Here is a 16,659-nt window from a genome sequence, read left to right on the forward strand (position 1 = left end):
TCCATGACACTGCCGGGCTGGGCGATGCGCAATTGATGCGCTACGCCCGGCACATCCTGCTGGATGAGCTGGGGATCGAAGGCCAGGAGCGCCTGCTGGCGGCGCGGGTGCTGATCCTGGGGGCAGGCGGCCTGGGTTCTCCGGCTGCCTTGTATCTGGCGGCTGCCGGCGTCGGCCATTTGCTGCTGGTGGACGACGACAGCGTCGAACTGAGCAATCTGCAGCGCCAGATCCTGCATACGATGGCAGGACTGGGTCGGCCCAAGGCCGAATCCGGTCGTGACGCCCTGTTGGCCCTGAACCCCGATATCCGGGTGCGGGCGCTGGTCGAACGGCTGGACGAAGTCCGTTTGCGCGAACTCACCGCTCAGGTCGATCTGGTGCTGGATTGCAGCGACAATTTTGCCACCCGACATGCCCTGAATCGGGCCTGCGTCGCCAACCGTGTGCCTCTGGTATCAGGGGCCGCCATCAAATTTTCCGGGCAGATCAGCGTCTACGATTTGCGGGACGATGCCTCGCCTTGTTATCACTGCCTGTTTCCTGAAGCCGACGATGTCGAAGAGCTGCGGTGCGCCACGACCGGTGTGCTGGGGCCGCTGGTGGGTATGGTGGGCAGCGTACAGGCCGCCGAGGCGATCAAGCTGATCACCGGCATGGGGGAACCCTTGGTGGGGCGGCTGTTGTCGGTCGACGCCCTGCGCATGCAGTGGCATACGATCCGTTTCAGGCGCGACCCGGAATGCCCGGTATGCGCCCGGCGCGGGCATGCAGCAGCAGGGTGCTCAAACGATTGACGCGCACGTCCACGTACAGGTCGCGGCCATGCTGTTGCCGGGTGAACGGCGTGCCGGGGTGGTAAAGATACGCTGTGCCCAGCCCGGCCTGACGCGCAGATTTCAGATTCTTCAGCGTGTCTTCCACCAGGATGATCCGGTGCGCCGGCACACCGAGCCGGGCGACGATCTGGCGCATCAACCCCAGCGACGGTTTGGGGCGCGGCAGCCCCATGGGCATCATGTGATCAATCGCCCATAGGCCGTCGAATTCCTGCAGAATGCCCAGCGTCTTGAGGACGCGGCGGGCATAGTGGGCCGGTGCATTGGTCAGCACGATCCGGGTGCCCGGCAGGTCGCGTAGCCGGGCCTTCAGGCCGGTTTCGGTGCGCACCAGGGGGGCGACATCAAAATCATGGCAGCTGGCTAGAAACTGCCGCAGATCGACTTGGTGATGGCGGACCATGCCGATGGCCGTGGCGCCATAGCGTTGCCAGTAGCGCCGCCGCAGTACATCGGCTTGATCGGCAGGCAGGTGCAAGGCCTGGGCGACGGCAGCGCCCATGCGCTGGTCGATCATGCCGAAAATGGCATGCGAGGCGTCGTGTAGGGTGTTGTCCAGGTCGAACAGCCAGATCGGGCCGCCCGGCAACGCAGGCCGCGCCCGCCGTAGCGGGCTGGGGGCGCGCAAGGGACTCATGCCGCTTTCCCGACGCGGCGCGCCGTCATCAGTGCGAACTGATCATGGTGCCGACCCCGCGGTCGGTCAGGATCTCTAGCAACAGGCAGTGGGGTACGCGCCCGTCGATGATGTGCACCGAATTCACGCCATGTCGCGCGGCGTCCAGGGCGGAAGAGATCTTCGGCAGCATGCCCCCCGACAGGGTGCCGTCCTGGAACAGCGTATCGATGGTCTGGGCCGACAGGCTGCGCAGCAGGGTGCCGGCTTTATCCAGGACGCCGGGGGTATTGGTCAGCATGACCAATTTTTCGGCGCCAAGGACTTCGGCCATTTTGCCGGCGACCACGTCGGCATTGATGTTGTAGGCCTGGCCGTCCTCGCCGTAGCCGATGGACGAGATGATGGGAATGAACTGATCGTCTTGCAGGGCCTTGACCACGGCAGGTTCGATGCGTTCGATGTCGCCGACGAAACCGATGTCCAGCAGATTGCCGGGCTGTTCGGGGTCGGGCATCATTTTTTTACGCGCCTGGATCATGCAGCCGTCCTTGCCGGTCAGGCCGACTGCTTTGCCGCCGGCCTCGTTGACCATCATGACGATGTCTTGCTGCACTTGGCCGCCCAGCACCCATTCGACGACTTCCATGGTTTCGGCGTCGGTGACGCGCATGCCCTGGATGAAGGTGCCTTCCTTGCCGATGCGCTTTAAGGCGCTGTTGATCTGCGGTCCGCCACCATGCACGACGACCGGGTTCAGCCCGACCAGCTTCAGCAGCACTACATCATGAGCGAAGCTGCGCTGCAGGTGTTCGTCGGTCATGGCGTTGCCGCCGTATTTGATGACGACGGTCTTGCCGTGGAAACGGCGGATGTAGGGCAGGGCCTCGGAGAGCACTTCGGCCTTGATGGTGGCCGACAGTGCCGGGGCGGTGTCCGCGGGAGTTGTCATGAAGCCAATGCCTTTTCCACAGTGGCCAAGAAGGCCTGTTCGTCGTAATTGCCTAGATAGCGTTTGATGATGTTGCCCTGCTTGTCGATCAGAAAAGCCGTCGGGGTCAGGCGAACGTCGCCGAAGGCCTGAGCGATCTTGCCCTGGGCGTCGATCACGACCGGGAAGGGCAACTGGCGGGTTTCAGCGTAATTTTTAACGTAATTGGGCGGATCGTACTGCATGGCCACGCCGATCGTATCGAAGCCCTTGGATTTGAGGTCTTGGTAGTGGCGGATGGTGTCGGGCATCTGGGCGATGCAGGTGGTGCAACTGGTCGCCCAGAATTTGACCAGTACGACTTTGCCGCGCAGGTCCTGCGTGGTGACGGTCTTGCCCTGCAGATCGGTGAATGCGACATCGGGGGCCGCCTGAGCGGCGTCTTGCAGTTGCCAGAGCGCGATGGCGCCGCCAATGGCGATCATCGCAGCCAGGCCGAGAATCAGTTTCTTCATTGCACAGGCATAGGTTGTGCGCCTCCGCCGTCAGCTGCGGGCGGCGTGGCGGTGGCGCTGGATGAGCTGGAATCCGTGACGGGGGCCGATTTGCCGTCATCGGTGATCAGACTTTCCCGCGAGACGATCTGGAATAATTTTACGACTTTGTTGACCCCCGTGATGCTGGAGGTGACTTTGGCGGCCAGTTCGCCTTCGGTGGCGGTGACTTTGCCCATCAGGTAGACGATGCCGCGTTCGGTCGTGACCTTGATGGTGCGGAAAGGCACGTTGTCAGTGGTCATCAGCTGGCTTTTGACCTTGGACGTGATCCAGGTGTCGTTGGTGCGCACGCTAAGCGGCGTCAGGTCGCCCACGCGGATGTAGTCGTCCACGGAATGCACCTTGGTGATGCCGCGGGCGATGCTGACCGCCTGCTGGCGGTCGGCATCGGTGGGCACGTCCCCCACCAGCAGCAGCCGGCCAGCGTAGGATGTACCCACGATGCGGGCCTTGTCGCCAAAGGCCTTGTTCATTTCGCTGGAGGCCCGCAGTTCGATGGTCTGGTCGTCGACCTGTTCGCCGGCGGTGCGGCGGTCGGTGGCGACGACGGCAGTGGTGGCTGCCGTGCCGCCGACGATCAGCAGGCCGCATCCGGACAAGATGGACAGGCCGGCTACGCCGAGCACGCAGCGGGCCAGGGTGAGAGGCAGGCGATTGGACAAGGTCATCAGAGGGGGTCTCCCAGGAGCAGGGCGTCGATACCGTCACATAGCGCATGCAGCAGCAGGATATGGACTTCCTGGATGCGCATGGTGCGATCGTGCGGAACGCAGAGATGGATGTCGGTTTCGTAGAGCAGGGAATTGATCTGGCCGCCGCCCTTGCCCGATAGCGCGATGATCTGCATTTCGCGTTCGTGGGCGGCTTCGATGGCCTTGATGATGTTGGGTGAATTGCCGCTGGTGGAAATGGCGACCAGCACGTCGCCTGGCTGCCCTAGTGCATTGACCTGGCGTTCGAAGATGGAGGCGAAGCTGTAGTCGTTGCCGACTGCCGTCATGATGGACGTGTCGGTGTTCAAGGCGATGCCTGCCAGCGGCAGGCGGTCGCGTTCGAAGCGCCCGACCAGCTCGGCCACGAAGTGCTGGGCGTCGGCGGCAGACCCGCCGTTGCCGCAGGCCAGGATGCGGGCGTTGTTCGTCAGGGCGCCAAAGAGCAGGTCGACCCCGGCGGCGAGTGCGGGAGCCAATTCGCGGGCGCTGGCCTTGAAGGTATCGACGGCGTCATCGAAGTGCGACGTCATGCGGGAAGTCATGTCCATATCGCCGATTATCGCATGACCGCGTCCGGCGGGTGAGGTGAATGTAACCATTATTCCAGCTGGAAAGCATCTCGGATCCAATCGATCCGGACGCCTTCGATGCAGACGACGTCAAAGCGACAGGGCGGCGGCCTGCCCTGGAAGTGCAGGCGGGTCAGGGCGGGCAGGAAGTAGCGGGCTGCCCGGATCAGGCGAGCCTGCTTGGCCCGGTTTACACTGGCGGCGGCGCCACCATGATGCTGGTTGCGTCGCTGCCGTACCTCGATGAAGACCAGCACGGCGCCCTCGCGGGCAACCAGGTCGATTTCGCCGGCTTTGCAGCGTAAATTCCGGGCCAGCGCCGCGATGCCCAGGGTCGCCAGGTAGCGGGCCGCCAGGTCTTCGGCAGCGTATCCCTGCCGTTGCGTGGCCGATCCTGCGGTAGCGGGCGATGTGTTCAGCGCCGCGGGTGGCCTGGATCGGCGCGCTGCCGCGCGCAACGCCCGCCGGCGCCGCCGTCGGGCCAGGTCCTGGGCGGCTTGCGCCCGGGCATAGGGGTCGGTGGGCATAAGACGGAGTCCTTCCGGGACAAGGAATTCAGTATGACGGACACAGACGGTCTGGATGAAGGGGCGGTGACGTGGAAACGTCACGCGCAGCAGGTAGCGGAACAGATGTGGCCGTCGGCCTGTCTGTATGTGGTGGCCACTCCGATCGGCAATCTGGGCGATCTCAGCCTGCGGGCCTGGGAGGCCCTGCGGCGCTGCGATGCCATTGCGGCGGAAGACACCCGCACCAGCCGGACGCTGCTGGATGCCTGGGGTATTGCCACCCCCTTGATGGCGGCGCATCGGCACAATGAACAGCAGGCGGCGGATGCCATTGTGCAGCGCCTGGCGCAGGGGCAGCGCATTGCGCTGGTGTCCGATGCCGGCGCGCCCGCTGTCAGCGACCCCGGCGCGCGTATCGTGCGCCAGGTGCAGGCGGCGGGCTATCGCGTCATCCCTTTGCCGGGGCCTAGCGCCGTGATCGCCGCCCTGATGGCCAGCGGGGCCACGCGCGACGACGAGCCGGGCTTTGCCTTTGCCGGGTTTATGCCTTCCAAGCCCCAGGCGCGTCGCAAATGGCTGGCGCGCTGGATAGGTTTGCCCGTACCCGTGGTGATGTTCGAAACCCCCCATCGGCTGCAGGCGGCGCTGGCGGATTTATGCGAACTGGCGGCGCCGGAGCGCGAATTGACGGTGGCTCGCGAACTGAGCAAGCGGTTCGAGGAAATCGCCACGTTGTCGCTGGGGCAGGTACAGGATTGGTTGGCACAGGATGCTCATCGCAGCCAGGGGGAATTTGTGCTGGTGCTGCATGCGCCTGCCGTCCAGGCGGCGCCCGAGGACGATCTGTCGGCGGATCAGCAGCGGCTGATGGTGGCGCTGCTGGCAGAACTGTCGGTGCGTGACGCCGCGCGGGTCGGGGCTGCCGCCACGGGCCTGCCGCGAGACCGTCTGTACGCCTGGGCGCTGCGTCAGAGTCCCTGATCCAGGGCGATGACGGGGTTCATCCCGGCGGACGCGGATAGGGCGCTGGCGGTCTGGTGGGCCTGGTCCCTGGATGGGAACGGCCCCATGCGCACTTTATAGAGCGGCGGCTGGTGGCTGACGGATGCCTGGCCCAGAGACCCATCCATTTGCGCATTGACGCGCTCGGCCAGGGCCTGTGCGTTGTCCATCGAGGAAAAGGCGCCGAATTGCAGGTAAATGCTGCCACCGGTCACGGCGCCCGTGAGCGGTGCCGGGGTCAGCGCGGTCGGCGTGACCGGCGCGCTGACTGGGCGGGCTTGCGGCTGAACGGGTTCGGCCACCGGGCTGGCCGAGGCCATCAGGGTAGCGCCGGGGACGCGTCCGGCGCGGATGTCGGCGTTGGTGATGGCCTGGACCACCACGCGCCCGCTGCCCGGACCGATCAGTCCCAATTTGGAGGCGGCGACATAGGATAGATCGATGATGCGTCCGGGATGAAACGGACCTCGATCATTGATGCGCACGACGATAGAGCGCCCGTTGACCCGGCTGGTGACTTTGGCATAGCTGGGAATCGGCAGGGTCGGGTGGGCCGCCGTCATGGCGTACATATCGTAGGTTTCGCCGTTGGCGGTTTTTTCCCCGTGGAATTTGCGCCCGTACCAGGAAGCGATGCCTTCTTGTTGATAGGGCTGGTCTTCACCGATGGGGATATAGCGTACGCCGAAGACTTCGTAGGGCCGGAAGTTCGCCGGCGCATGGCGCTCCAGGCGCGGCACAGCGTCGGGGATCGAGGCAATGTCGGCGGGGATGCGAGCGCCGGGGCCATCGTCCTTGTAGTAGCCGCCGGACCGCGACGCGCAGCCCGCCAGTACCGCCAGCAGAACGCACAGCCCGACTATCATCAGCGTACGCCAGAGCGATGGCTGCGGCAGCGGCGAGGGGCGGGCGGATAGGGGGAGCGTGGCGGTCTGGATCATGGTGCTGGCGTTTGCAACATCGGATTACGGTGGCGCACCAATAAGGGCGAGTGATCGGCAAAGCGTCGCGCCAGCTGCTCGGTGACGTAGACCGAGCGGTGCTGCCCGCCGGTGCAGCCGATGGCCACCGTCAGGTAATTGCGCGTGTCCTGCATATAGAGCGGCAGCCATTTGCGGATGAATGCGGAAATGTCCTCGATCATGGCCTCGACGCTGCCAAATTGCGCCAGCCACGCGGCGACGGACTCATCGCGCCCCGTCAGGGGGCGCAATTGCGGATCATAGTGTGGATTGGGCAGGCAGCGCACGTCGAAGACCAGGTCTGCGTCATGCGGCACGCCGCGTTTGTAGGCAAAGGATTCGAAGGTCAGGATGACCGAGGCCCGATCGACCTGCACCAGATCGCGCACCCAGCTGCGCAACTGGCCCGGCGTCAGGTCCGAGGTGTCAATGACGTGTTCCTGGTGGCGCAGCGATGCCATCAGATCGCGTTCCCGGCTGATACAGCCCTGCAGCGAGGCATCCAGGCCTTCGCGCTGCATCCGGTCGGTCAGGGGGTGTCGGCGCCGGGATTCGGAATACCGTTGCATCAGTGTGTGGTCGTCGGCATCCAGAAAAATGACGTGCAGCGCGGTTCCCATCGCGCGCAGGCTGGTCAGAATGCCGGGCAGTTCATCCAGGTCGCCGGGGGTGCGCACGTCGATGGCGACCGCCACCCTTTCCAGACCGCTGTCCTGGGTGCTGGCGATGAAGTCGTGCAGGAAGCGCACGGGCAGGTTGTCGATACAGGTGTAGCCGGTGTCTTCCAGCATGCGCAGGGCCACGGATTTGCCCGATCCGGAGATTCCGGTGATGAGGACGATGTTCAGCATGGCTCGCCTGTGAGGTGTGCGGGGAAGGAAGACGAAGTGCTGTGGATCACGGGCGTTTCTCTCGGGAGCTTTCCATGATGGCCAGTGCCTGGCGTTCGATGAATTCGCCCATGGTGTCGATGCCGCGCAGGCTCAAGATGGTATTGCGCACGGCGGCTTCGACCAGCACGGCCAGGTTGCGGCCTGCCGCCACCTGCAGCATGACGCGGCGGATAGGGATGCCCAGGATGTCCTGGTATTCATCTTGCATGGGCAGGCGTTCGAAATTTTCCGGTGTCATGCGCACCAGGTGCACGATGAGCTTGATTTTCATCTTGCGCCGCACGGATGTTTCACCAAAGATCGTGCGGATGTCCAGCAGGCCCAGGCCGCGGACTTCCAGCAGGTTCTGCAGCAGCGAGGGGCATTGGCCCTCGACGAAGTTGGGGGCGGTGCGGGATAGTTCGACCGCGTCATCGGCCACCAGGCCGTGGCCGCGCGAAATCAGTTCCAGCGCCAGTTCGCTTTTGCCCAGACCGGATTCTCCGGTGATCAGTACGCCCAGGCCCAGCACATCCATGAAAACCCCATGTACCGTGGTCTTGGGCGCGATCCGTTTGCCTAGATAGATACGCAGCAGATCGATCAGGTGCGCGGCGTCGGTGGGAGTGCCTATGAGGGGAATGGCCTTTTCCCGGCAGAAAGCCTGGAGGTCGGCGGGCGCTTCGGTGTCGCCTGCCAGGACGATGGCCGGGACACCCCCTGCAACCAGGTCTTCCAGGTGATGGAGGCGGCGCTTGCTGTCCAGATGCTGGTAGTACGAGATTTCCTCGGCGCCGAATACCTGGATGCGGCTGGGGTGGATCAGGTTCAGGTGTCCGACCAGATCGGCGGCGGCTCCCCGGGCGTCCGGGATAGCGCGCTCGGCAGCGGCTTCCTGCCCGGCTAGCCAGGTAAAGCTGATCTTGTCGGCGTTGTCACGAATCAGCTCTTGGATGGTCAGCATGTTCTGTCAGCGGGTGATCGGCGCCGTTCAGGATGAGTTGATGGATCTGCTGCGGGTCGGTGGCCTGCGTCAGGGTGTGGCGCACCTGCGGGTCGGACAGCAGGCGGGCGATGCCGGCCAGCAGATCCAGGTGGGTCTGGGTGGCGGCTTCGGGCATCAACAGAAAAAACAGCAGTCGCGCGGTGCGCCCGTCGTTGGCGTCGAAGCGGATCGGATTGGCCAGCCGGATGAAGGCGGCGTGGGGTTCGCGCAGATCTTTTAGACGACCGTGAGGAATCGCGACGTCGTGACCCAGCGCCGTCGAACCCAGGCGCTCGCGCGCCAGCAGGCTGTGAAAGACGGACATGCGGGCCACGCCCTGGTTGTTCTCGAACAGCAGGCCGGCGTGCTCGAAAGCGCGTTTTTTGCTGGTAGCCGCCAGGTCCAGGACGATATTGTCCGGCGGCAGAATGCGGGAGCTGAGGTTCATGGCGACATTATAGGTGTGAGATGCCCCCAGATATCAACATGGCCCCGAAGCAGCGCTGCGAGGCCATGGTGTCAGTGTCGGCTGGGCCGTGCCAGCCGGTCAGGATGCTTACTCAGCGTGGATTTCCTGACGTTTGGGTGGTTCGTGGGCATAAGTCTGAGCCTTGGATTTGTATTTGATCACCTGGCGGTCGACTTTGTCGACCAGCAGGTCGATGGCCGCGTACAAGTTGTCATCCGAGGCTGCGCAATGCAGGTCCTTGCCGCGCAGACGCATGGTGATTTCAGCCGTGTGTTTGAGCGGTTCTATCGAGAGCATGACCTGGGTATCGATGACCTGATCGAAGTGCCGTAGGACGCGGGCGGTCTTGGTATGGACGTATTCGCGGATGGCTGGGGTGATTTCCAGATGACGACCGGTGATTGTCAGGCTCATAGTGCAGGCTCCTTGCGGAAAAAAACAGAGGTGGTTCTGTATGCGAACCGGGAAAGTGGGGGAAGGGTCTCCTTTTCTGACAGGTTGATGACAGGTCCAGTGTACCGATTGGCAAAAAGACAGCAAGAGGGGATAAAAAGAGTAAGATAGCTGGATTGGCTGCCGGACGTTTGTTCTGCGCCACGCACGAAAGTCGCCCCTGCATGCAGGGGCGATTTGTTTTTGCGCGGGCAAGGCTGCGCGGCGTGGGGGCTACCTTTGGCGCGCCGGGCCGCCCCAAGCGCCAAAGCGCCCCCTTGGGGGGGCAGCAAGCAGCCGCAGGCTGCGCGGCGTGGGGGCTACATACGGAAGTTCTTGCCCAGGTAGACCTGGCGCACGGCCTCGTTATCGACGATTTCGCTAGGGTGACCGCTGGTCAGCACCCGGCCTTCGCTGATGATGTAGGCGCGGTCGCAGATGCCCAGGGTTTCGCGCACATTGTGGTCGGTGATCAGCACACCGATGTTGCGCCCGCGCAGAAACTGCACGATGCGCTGGATTTCGATCACGGCGATGGGGTCGACCCCGGCAAAGGGCTCGTCCAGCAGGATGAAGCGGGGGTGCGTAGCCAGGGCGCGGGCGATTTCCACCCGGCGGCGTTCCCCGCCCGACAGCGACAGCGCCATATTGCGGCGGATGTGCTCGATCTGCAGTTCGTCGATCAGGGATTCCAGGCGTTCTTCGATGGCGGGGCCGGACAGCGGATGGCCCTGGGAATCGCGCTGCAATTCCAGGACGGCGCGGATGTTCTGTTCGACGGTCAGGCGGCGAAAGACAGAGGCATCCTGGGGCAGATACGACAGCCCCAACTGGGCGCGCCGGTGCATGGGCACGCCTGTGACGTCGTGGTGGTCGATGGCGATGCGGCCCGTGTCGGCGGGGATCAGGCCGACAATCATGTAGAAACTGGTGGTTTTGCCGGCGCCGTTGGGACCCAACAGGCCGACGACCTCGCCGCTGTCGACGGATAAGGAAACATCCTGGACCACGGCGCGGCGGCCAAAGGTCTTGCCCAGGCCGGTGGCCTGGAGGCAGCCGCTGCTACGCGCGGGTTCGGGTGTGGAGTGTGAAGAGACAGGCATGAGGCGTGAGGCGATTATGGGCGTTGCGTCCGGCACTTGGCGATGGCTTGGTCGACGCGGGACTGCGGTTGCGCCAGAGATCGGACGCGCCCGCCGGCGGCAGCGGAATTCTGGCCGCCAAAGGCTTCGTAGGTGCCGGTTTTTTCGTGGTAGATGATGCGCGCGCCACGGACGTTGTCGAATGGCTGGCCGCAGATCTGTCGGGTGACGGTGGCTTGGCCTGTCAACGTGATGTCGCCGGCCTGCCCTGCGTAGTCTGCCTGCTGGCCGGTGGCGATCAGGGTTTCGAATTTGGCCGGATTTTCCTGGCGGATCGTGACGGTGCCGCCCTTGTCGGCGGTGGCCGTGCCAAACTGATTGCCCTGGGCGTCTTCGCGGGTGACGAGCTTGTCGGCCCGCAAGGTCATGGCGCCTCTGGTCAGGACCACGTTGCCGGTGAAGGTGCTGACCTTGTTCAGGTCGTCGTAGTGCAGGGTGTCGGACAGAATGATGGTGTCGGGATCCGCCGGTTTTTCCTGGGCGGGCGCCGCGTGCGCGGGCAGGGCCAGACCGTAGCCGATGGATGCGGTGAGCAAAGCGAGGGGCAGGATTTTCATGGTTGTCTGGTCTTATGAGGTCCGGTATCGCGGGCCGCCTGATCTTCGCCGGAAATCTTGACGTCGCTGGCGGCATTGACGGTCAGCTGGCGGGTGCGGTTATCGTAGCGCATCCCCTGGCCGCGCATGGTGGAATTGCCGTTGACAACCAGCGCCGGTCGGTCGGTGTAAACCAGATCCTGGTTGGGTTCGATCGTCAGTTGTTCGCTGCGCACGTCCAGCAGTTGATGATTGGCGTCTGGCAGACGCTGCAGGTGGGCGTCGCCAATCAGGACGATGCGTTCACCATGCTGATCCAGTGTGCCCATTTTGGCCGTCCCGACGGTGATGGGGGAATTGGGCTGATGGCCCGTGGCGCGAGGGGCTGTGATCTCGTAGCTGTCCGTGTCGGGGAAATGCTCCATCGCGCTGCCTTCCAGGCGATTGATGGCGCGTCCTTCGGGATCGGTGCGCAGCATGACGAAAGCGCTGGCCCAGGAATCGCGTTCGTGCGTGATGCGTCGGGGCGGGTCGATCTCGATCGAGCGCAGGGCGTAATCCGAGGCCCACCAGGTGCCCAGCACCAGCAGGCCCAGCAACAGGACCGCGACCAGACCGGGCAGGCGCTCTTTCATTGGATGGCGCCGCCCAAAGTAGACAGCGAGACGTTGAAGCAGGCCCCCAAACGGCCTTGGGCGGCCAGCAGCAGGTCGCAGCATTCGCGCACCGCGCCGCGCCCGCCGGTCTGGCTGGCGATCCAGTGCGCTGCCTGGCTGATATAGAAGGGGGCGTTGGGGACGCTGGCGGCGAAGCCCACGCGCTGCAGCACCGGCAGGTCGATGATGTCGTCGCCCATGTAGCCCACGGCGTCCAGTCCCAGCCCGGCTTCGCGGGCCAGGCCTTCGACCGTGATGAGCTTGTCGTGGATGCCCTGCAAGACCGGCGAGATACCCAGTTCGGCCGCGCGGCGGGACGTGATGGCGCTTTTTCGACCGCTGACCCAGGCGACGCGGATGCCTTGTTCGCGCAGCAGGCGCAAGCCGTGGCCATCCAGCGCATTAAAGGGTTTCACGGCCTCGCCGTGTTCACCGTACCAGAGGCTGCCATCCGTCAGGACGCCGTCCACGTCGAAGATCATCATGCGCACGGCGCGGGCGCGTTCGCGGACATCGGGGCTGGTGCGGGCCAGAATCTGGGCCTCTGCGGGATGGGAAAAGCCGGGCAGTTCATTCATCAGATCACCTTGGCGGCCAAAAGGTCGTGCATGTGCAAAGCCCCCAATAATAGCCCGTCGGCATCCAGCACCAGCATCTGGTTCAGCTTGTGCTCGTCCATGATGCTGGCCGCCTCGATGGCGGGGGCGTCAGCGGCGATGTTGCGGGGATGACGGCTCATGCCTGCGGACACCGGCAGCGCGCGGATGTCGCCGTGCTGGGCGATCATGCGGCGCAAATCGCCGTCAGTGAAAATACCGACCGGTCGGCCTTGGTCCAGCACGATGGTCATGCCCATGCCTTTCGAGGACATTTCCGTCAGGGCGTCGGGAATCAGCGTGTCGGGCGCCACATGCGGCAGAGCGGCGCCGCTGCGCATGACGTCGGCCACGGACGTCAGCAGGCGGCGGCCCAGCGCCCCGCCGGGGTGGGATCGGGCGAAATCGTCGCGGTTGAATCCTCGGGCTTCCAGGCAGGCCACGGCAATGGCGTCGCCCAGCACCAGAGCAGCCGTGGTGCTGGCGGTCGGCGCCAGGTTCAGGGGGCAGGCTTCGTGGTCCACGGCGGCATCCAGCGATACGTCGGCGCTGCGCGCCAGTTCGGATTCGGGATTGCCGGTCATGGCGATGATGCGTGCGCCCATGCGTTTGGCGACTGAAATGATCGTGATCAATTCCTGGGCGGACCCGGAATAGGAAATGGCCAGCAGGATGTCCTGGCCGGTCAGCATCCCCAGATCGCCGTGGATGGCTTCGGCAGCATGCATGAAGAAGGCCGGTGTGCCGGTCGAGGCCAGAGTGGCGGCGATTTTGCGGGCCACATGGCCGGATTTGCCGATGCCGGTGACGACCACGCGACCGGAGCAGTCCAGGATCAGGCGTGTGGCTTGCTCGAAATGGACGTCAAGGCGCCCCTGCAGGGCCTGCAGGGCCTGGATTTCGATGTCGAAGGTGCGCATGGCGCTATGGCGCAGCGCATCCGGAGTGATCTGTGGCTGGGTGTGCATGCGTCGATTTTACTGTGACTGGCGCTTATACTGCTGTCCATGGGATCCGCAGCCTATCGATGCAGTCGCAGCGTGCCGTCCGCCTGGGTGTGGGCGCTGTGTTTGGCGTGGGCGCTGCGCGCTCTGGTGCCGGCGGGGTACATGCCCAATCTGATGGGGGCTGCCGGCGGCTGGACGCCTGTCATTCTGTGCGGCGCGCTATCCCAAGCGTCGCATGATCTGCCCCTTCACGGCGATCCGGCAGGCCATTTTGAAACGAACCACTGCCCGCTTTGCCCGGCCTTCTCTCATGGGGGCGACGCTCCGCTGCCTTCCCAGGCGCCATCTTTGCCTGCGGTCTTGCTGGGTACGGTCTTGGCGTTGGTCCGAACAGCGGACCAACCATCCTTGGCCTATCGATGCGGCGCCCCGCTGGGTTCTCGCGCGCCGCCGTTGCAGGCCTGATTCCTTTGTGTTGATGGGCGCTGGCGGCATGTCGCCGCGCTGCCGCGCATGGATCCGTGATCCGTGCCGCCGCGTCCCGCTGCTGATTCGCACTCTGACTGAATAGGTTGATCTCATGAAACGGTTTTTTATCATCGGCGCTGCCGTTGCATCGCTTTTTTCCATTCCTGCTGCGCTGGCGCACGTGACCCTGGCCAACGGGCAGGCGACTGTCGGCGGCTATTACATGGCCGTGGTGCGGGTTCCGCATGGCTGCCAGGGGTCTGATACCACGCGGCTGCGGGTGCGCATTCCCGAGGGCGTATTGGCGGTCAAGCCTCAGCCCAAGGCCGGCTGGGCGATTGATATCGTCCAGGGAAAGTACGATCAGCCGCAGACGCTTCATGGCGCCAAGCTGGATCAGGGCGTGCGGGAAATCAGCTGGAGCGGCGCGCTGCCCGACGCCTACTACGACGAGTTCGTGTTCCGCGCTTTCCTGGCATCTTCGCTGAAGCCGGGCTCGACGCTCTACTTTCCGGTGGTGCAGGAATGCGCCCAAGGGGTAGACCGCTGGATCAACACCAGCGGGGGTGAGGACGCCAAGGATGCCGCGCCGCGAATCAAGCTGATCGCGCCGGCGTCCGGGGGAGCGGGGCATCATCACTGATGATGAAGGCCTTGCTTGCCCTGCTGTGCAGTCTGCTGATGTGGCCCCAGCTGGCATGGGGCCATGCGGCCCTTGTGAGGGCAGCGCCCGCGCCCGGCGCGGTGCTGGCGCAGGCGCCTGCCGTCATTGAGCTGATCTTCAGCGAACCCGTGGGCGTGACGGCTGCCCGCTTGTTCGGGCCGGATGGCAGGCTGCTGCCTCTTGGGACGATTCATGACCGGGGACAGCAGATCAGCATCCCGGTTCCCCAGGACACCGCGCAAGGCACGTACCTGCTGAGCTGGCGCGTCGTGTCGGCGGATGGTCATCCCATCGGCGGCACCCTGGACTATGCGGTCGGGGCCGGCAGCGCTTCTGCTGTGCTGGCCCAATCCCCGTCGTCACGCAGCCTCGATCTGTCCATCTGGCTCGCGCGATGGCTAGGATATCTGTGCCTGTTTTCGGTGGTCGGCGTGGCGGTCTTCCGTCTGCTGGACGAGAAAGCGCATCATGCATGGTCCCGCCCCTTGGCCGTTCTCGGGCTGGCGGCATTGCCTGTTAGTCTGGGCCTGCAAGGCCTGGACTTACGGGATGCCCCCTGGGCAGCGCTGGTGCAGTCGGCCACCTGGGCGCAAGCGCTCAACAGCACGTATGCCATGACGCTGGGGTTGCTGGCGTTGGGGTTACTGGCGGCCCTCGCGGCCCAGACAGCTCGTCCGCCAGCCCTGGGTCGGGCGGCGGCGCCGGTCAGCCTGCTGCTCGCCGGCGTGGCTCTGGCCACCAGCGGACATGCTGGAACGGCGCCACCCCAGTGGCTGTCGCGTCCCGCCGTCGCGCTGCATGTCATGATGGCGATTGCCTGGGCAGGCATGCTGATTCCGCTGTCGCGCGCTCTGCGTCGCCCCGCGGATCCGGCGGGTGGACATCCAGCGCTGGCGCGGTTCTCGCGCTGGATCACGCCGGTGGTGCTCTTGTTGGTCCTGAGCGGCGTCCTGCTGACCGTGTTGCAACTGGAACGCGTCACCGACCTATGGCGCACGGATTATGGACGCGTACTCAGCGTGAAGCTCTGTCTGGTCGGCCTGCTGTTCTGCCTGGCCGCCTATAACCGCTGGCGCCTGACCGAGCCAGCTCTGTCTGGCCAAGGCACGGCCCGACACCACTTGCGCCGTGTCATCGGGGCGGAAATCGCGCTGGTTGTCATGATCCTGGCCGTTGTGTCTGTGTGGCGCTTCACGCCGCCGCCCCGCAGCTTGACGACGGCCCCCGCTGCAGCGGCAGAGGCCGTGACCCTGAGCAATGAACGGATGCGTGCAGTTCTCGAGCCGGACGCCGGCGCCTGGACGATCCGCTTGACGCATCCCGATGGCCAGCCCTTGATCGCGCAGAGCGTGACGGTTGCACTGGCAGATCCCGACGCAGGCATCGAACCCGTGCGCCGGTCCGCGCAAGCCCGCAGCGGTGGCGTGTGGCATGTCGTGTTGCCGGTCTTGCCGCCCAACGGTCGCGCGCAGATCGAACTCACCGTGCTGGTGGATGATTTCGATCAGATCACCTTGGCAGCCCAGCGGTGAAATTTCCAGGCTACACTGTGGCCGCCTTGCCTTATTTGACAGGATGAAGTCATGCAAACCGATCCGGCCCAGTACATCCGCGACACGATCCGCACCGTGCCCGATTGGCCGAAACCAGGTGTCCAGTTTCGTGACATCACCCCTGTTCTCCAGGACCCGCGCTCGTTCCGAGTCCTGATCGACCTGTTCGTCTACCGCTACATGCGTCAGCGCCTGGACCTGGTCGCCGGCATCGACGCCCGCGGCTTCATCGTGGGTTCCGTCCTGGCCTACGAACTGAATCTGGGCTTCGTCCCCGTGCGTAAACAAGGCAAGCTGCCCTACCAGACCGTGGCCGAGGAATACTCCCTGGAATACGGCAACGCCACCGTGGAAATGCACACCGATTCCGTGCGCCCCGGCCAGCGTGTGCTGCTGATCGACGACCTGATCGCTACCGGCGGCACCATGCTGGCGGCATCCCGACTGCTGCAGCGCCTGGGCGCCAACGTCGCCGAAGCCGCCGCCATCATCGACCTGCCCGACCTGGGCGGATCGAAGGCGGTTCGCGATTCGGGTCTGCCCGTCTACACCGTCTGCGAATTCGACGCCGGATGAACCCGGACATGGATCGTCCTCTGCGGACGATCCATGTCCGGCGAATCCGGGCGGCGTGCAAGCCG

Annotated in this window: 22 protein-coding genes; 6 read left to right on the forward strand and 16 right to left on the reverse strand. The window is 64.6% G+C overall.

Annotation, left to right across the window (positions count from 1 at the left end):
• Positions 1 to 17 precede the first annotated feature (17 nt).
• Positions 18 to 797 (forward strand): HesA/MoeB/ThiF family protein, encoded by a 780-nt coding sequence (locus tag WBF69_RS07600; RefSeq protein ID WP_424263041.1) that lies wholly within the window; start codon positions 18 to 20, stop codon positions 795 to 797.
• Here the strand turns inward: WBF69_RS07600 and WBF69_RS07605 are convergent.
• The 6 genes from WBF69_RS07605 to WBF69_RS07630 are packed head-to-tail and all read right to left on the reverse strand — an operon-like array spanning position 727 to position 4,752.
• Entirely contained in the window at positions 727 to 1,476 is a 750-nt protein-coding gene (locus WBF69_RS07605; RefSeq protein WP_424262826.1) for a pyrimidine 5'-nucleotidase, read from the reverse strand. The genes WBF69_RS07600 and WBF69_RS07605 overlap by 71 nt on opposite strands.
• A gap of 28 nt (positions 1,477 to 1,504) precedes the next feature.
• The gene (gene argB / locus WBF69_RS07610) at positions 1,505 to 2,407 is read right to left on the reverse strand and encodes an acetylglutamate kinase (RefSeq protein ID WP_424262828.1); all 903 of its coding nucleotides are present in this window, start codon (positions 2,405 to 2,407) and stop codon (positions 1,505 to 1,507) included.
• Entirely contained in the window at positions 2,404 to 2,901 is a 498-nt protein-coding gene (locus WBF69_RS07615) for a peroxiredoxin family protein (protein ID WP_424262830.1), read from the reverse strand. Before WBF69_RS07615 ends, argB begins: the two co-directional genes overlap by 4 nt.
• Positions 2,898 to 3,611 carry a BON domain-containing protein gene (locus tag WBF69_RS07620; RefSeq protein ID WP_424262832.1) on the reverse strand — a complete coding sequence of 238 codons (714 nt, stop codon included), beginning with the start codon at positions 3,609 to 3,611 and terminating at the stop codon, positions 2,898 to 2,900. Before WBF69_RS07620 ends, WBF69_RS07615 begins: the two co-directional genes overlap by 4 nt.
• Positions 3,611 to 4,204, reverse strand: a complete 594-nt coding sequence (locus tag WBF69_RS07625; protein ID WP_424262834.1) for a phosphoheptose isomerase — start codon at positions 4,202 to 4,204, stop codon at positions 3,611 to 3,613. The genes WBF69_RS07620 and WBF69_RS07625 overlap by 1 nt, the downstream gene beginning before the upstream one ends.
• Positions 4,205 to 4,254: 50 nt before the next feature.
• Positions 4,255 to 4,752: a YraN family protein gene (locus tag WBF69_RS07630; RefSeq protein ID WP_424262836.1), complete on the reverse strand. Its 498-nt coding sequence runs from the start codon at positions 4,750 to 4,752 to the stop codon at positions 4,255 to 4,257.
• A 33-nt stretch (positions 4,753 to 4,785) separates the two neighbouring features.
• Here WBF69_RS07630 and rsmI point away from each other — a divergent pair, with 33 nt between their 5' ends.
• Complete coding sequence (gene rsmI / locus WBF69_RS07635; RefSeq protein WP_424262838.1) at positions 4,786 to 5,715, forward strand: 16S rRNA (cytidine(1402)-2'-O)-methyltransferase; 930 nt, start codon at positions 4,786 to 4,788, stop codon at positions 5,713 to 5,715.
• Here rsmI and WBF69_RS07640 read toward each other — a convergent pair.
• The 10 genes from WBF69_RS07640 to WBF69_RS07685 all read right to left on the reverse strand — a co-directional run bounded on the left by WBF69_RS07640 (position 5,703) and on the right by WBF69_RS07685 (position 13,354).
• Positions 5,703 to 6,677 carry a septal ring lytic transglycosylase RlpA family protein gene (locus tag WBF69_RS07640; protein WP_424262840.1) on the reverse strand — a complete coding sequence of 325 codons (975 nt, stop codon included), beginning with the start codon at positions 6,675 to 6,677 and terminating at the stop codon, positions 5,703 to 5,705. The two genes, rsmI and WBF69_RS07640, sit on opposite strands and share 13 nt — an antisense overlap.
• Complete coding sequence (rapZ, locus tag WBF69_RS07645) at positions 6,674 to 7,549, reverse strand: RNase adapter RapZ (protein ID WP_424262842.1); 876 nt, start codon at positions 7,547 to 7,549, stop codon at positions 6,674 to 6,676. The genes WBF69_RS07640 and rapZ overlap by 4 nt, the downstream gene beginning before the upstream one ends.
• Before the next feature lie 46 nt (positions 7,550 to 7,595).
• Positions 7,596 to 8,534 carry an HPr(Ser) kinase/phosphatase gene (gene hprK, locus WBF69_RS07650; RefSeq protein ID WP_424262844.1) on the reverse strand — a complete coding sequence of 313 codons (939 nt, stop codon included), beginning with the start codon at positions 8,532 to 8,534 and terminating at the stop codon, positions 7,596 to 7,598.
• Positions 8,506 to 9,003 carry a PTS sugar transporter subunit IIA gene (locus tag WBF69_RS07655; protein WP_424262846.1) on the reverse strand — a complete coding sequence of 166 codons (498 nt, stop codon included), beginning with the start codon at positions 9,001 to 9,003 and terminating at the stop codon, positions 8,506 to 8,508. The genes hprK and WBF69_RS07655 overlap by 29 nt, the downstream gene beginning before the upstream one ends.
• Positions 9,004 to 9,111: 108 nt before the next feature.
• Positions 9,112 to 9,438, reverse strand: coding sequence for a ribosome hibernation-promoting factor, HPF/YfiA family (hpf, locus tag WBF69_RS07660; protein ID WP_323018254.1), 327 nt, complete (start codon positions 9,436 to 9,438; stop codon positions 9,112 to 9,114).
• Between the two features lie 338 nt (positions 9,439 to 9,776).
• Positions 9,777 to 10,559, reverse strand: a complete 783-nt coding sequence (gene lptB, locus WBF69_RS07665) for an LPS export ABC transporter ATP-binding protein (RefSeq protein ID WP_424262848.1) — start codon at positions 10,557 to 10,559, stop codon at positions 9,777 to 9,779.
• A gap of 14 nt (positions 10,560 to 10,573) precedes the next feature.
• Entirely contained in the window at positions 10,574 to 11,155 is a 582-nt protein-coding gene (lptA, locus tag WBF69_RS07670; protein ID WP_424262850.1) for a lipopolysaccharide transport periplasmic protein LptA, read from the reverse strand.
• Entirely contained in the window at positions 11,152 to 11,769 is a 618-nt protein-coding gene (lptC, locus tag WBF69_RS07675; protein WP_424262852.1) for an LPS export ABC transporter periplasmic protein LptC, read from the reverse strand. Before lptC ends, lptA begins: the two co-directional genes overlap by 4 nt.
• Positions 11,766 to 12,368 carry a KdsC family phosphatase gene (locus WBF69_RS07680; protein ID WP_424262854.1) on the reverse strand — a complete coding sequence of 201 codons (603 nt, stop codon included), beginning with the start codon at positions 12,366 to 12,368 and terminating at the stop codon, positions 11,766 to 11,768. Before WBF69_RS07680 ends, lptC begins: the two co-directional genes overlap by 4 nt.
• The gene (locus WBF69_RS07685; protein ID WP_424262856.1) at positions 12,368 to 13,354 is read right to left on the reverse strand and encodes a KpsF/GutQ family sugar-phosphate isomerase; all 987 of its coding nucleotides are present in this window, start codon (positions 13,352 to 13,354) and stop codon (positions 12,368 to 12,370) included. The genes WBF69_RS07680 and WBF69_RS07685 overlap by 1 nt, the downstream gene beginning before the upstream one ends.
• Positions 13,355 to 13,393: 39 nt before the next feature.
• Here WBF69_RS07685 and WBF69_RS07690 point away from each other — a divergent pair, with 39 nt between their 5' ends.
• From WBF69_RS07690 to WBF69_RS07705, 4 genes are all read left to right on the forward strand, one after another.
• Positions 13,394 to 13,798 carry a DUF2946 family protein gene (locus WBF69_RS07690; protein WP_424262858.1) on the forward strand — a complete coding sequence of 135 codons (405 nt, stop codon included), beginning with the start codon at positions 13,394 to 13,396 and terminating at the stop codon, positions 13,796 to 13,798.
• 115 nt (positions 13,799 to 13,913) lie between these two features.
• Complete coding sequence (locus WBF69_RS07695; RefSeq protein WP_424262860.1) at positions 13,914 to 14,444, forward strand: YcnI family protein; 531 nt, start codon at positions 13,914 to 13,916, stop codon at positions 14,442 to 14,444.
• Complete coding sequence (locus WBF69_RS07700; protein ID WP_424262862.1) at positions 14,444 to 15,997, forward strand: copper resistance CopC/CopD family protein; 1,554 nt, start codon at positions 14,444 to 14,446, stop codon at positions 15,995 to 15,997. The genes WBF69_RS07695 and WBF69_RS07700 overlap by 1 nt, the downstream gene beginning before the upstream one ends.
• Before the next feature lie 51 nt (positions 15,998 to 16,048).
• Complete coding sequence (locus WBF69_RS07705; RefSeq protein ID WP_424262864.1) at positions 16,049 to 16,594, forward strand: adenine phosphoribosyltransferase; 546 nt, start codon at positions 16,049 to 16,051, stop codon at positions 16,592 to 16,594.
• Positions 16,595 to 16,659: the final 65 nt, after the last annotated feature.

This window comes from Castellaniella sp. (assembly GCF_049673105.1).
Lineage (GTDB): Bacteria > Pseudomonadota > Gammaproteobacteria > Burkholderiales > Burkholderiaceae_B > Castellaniella.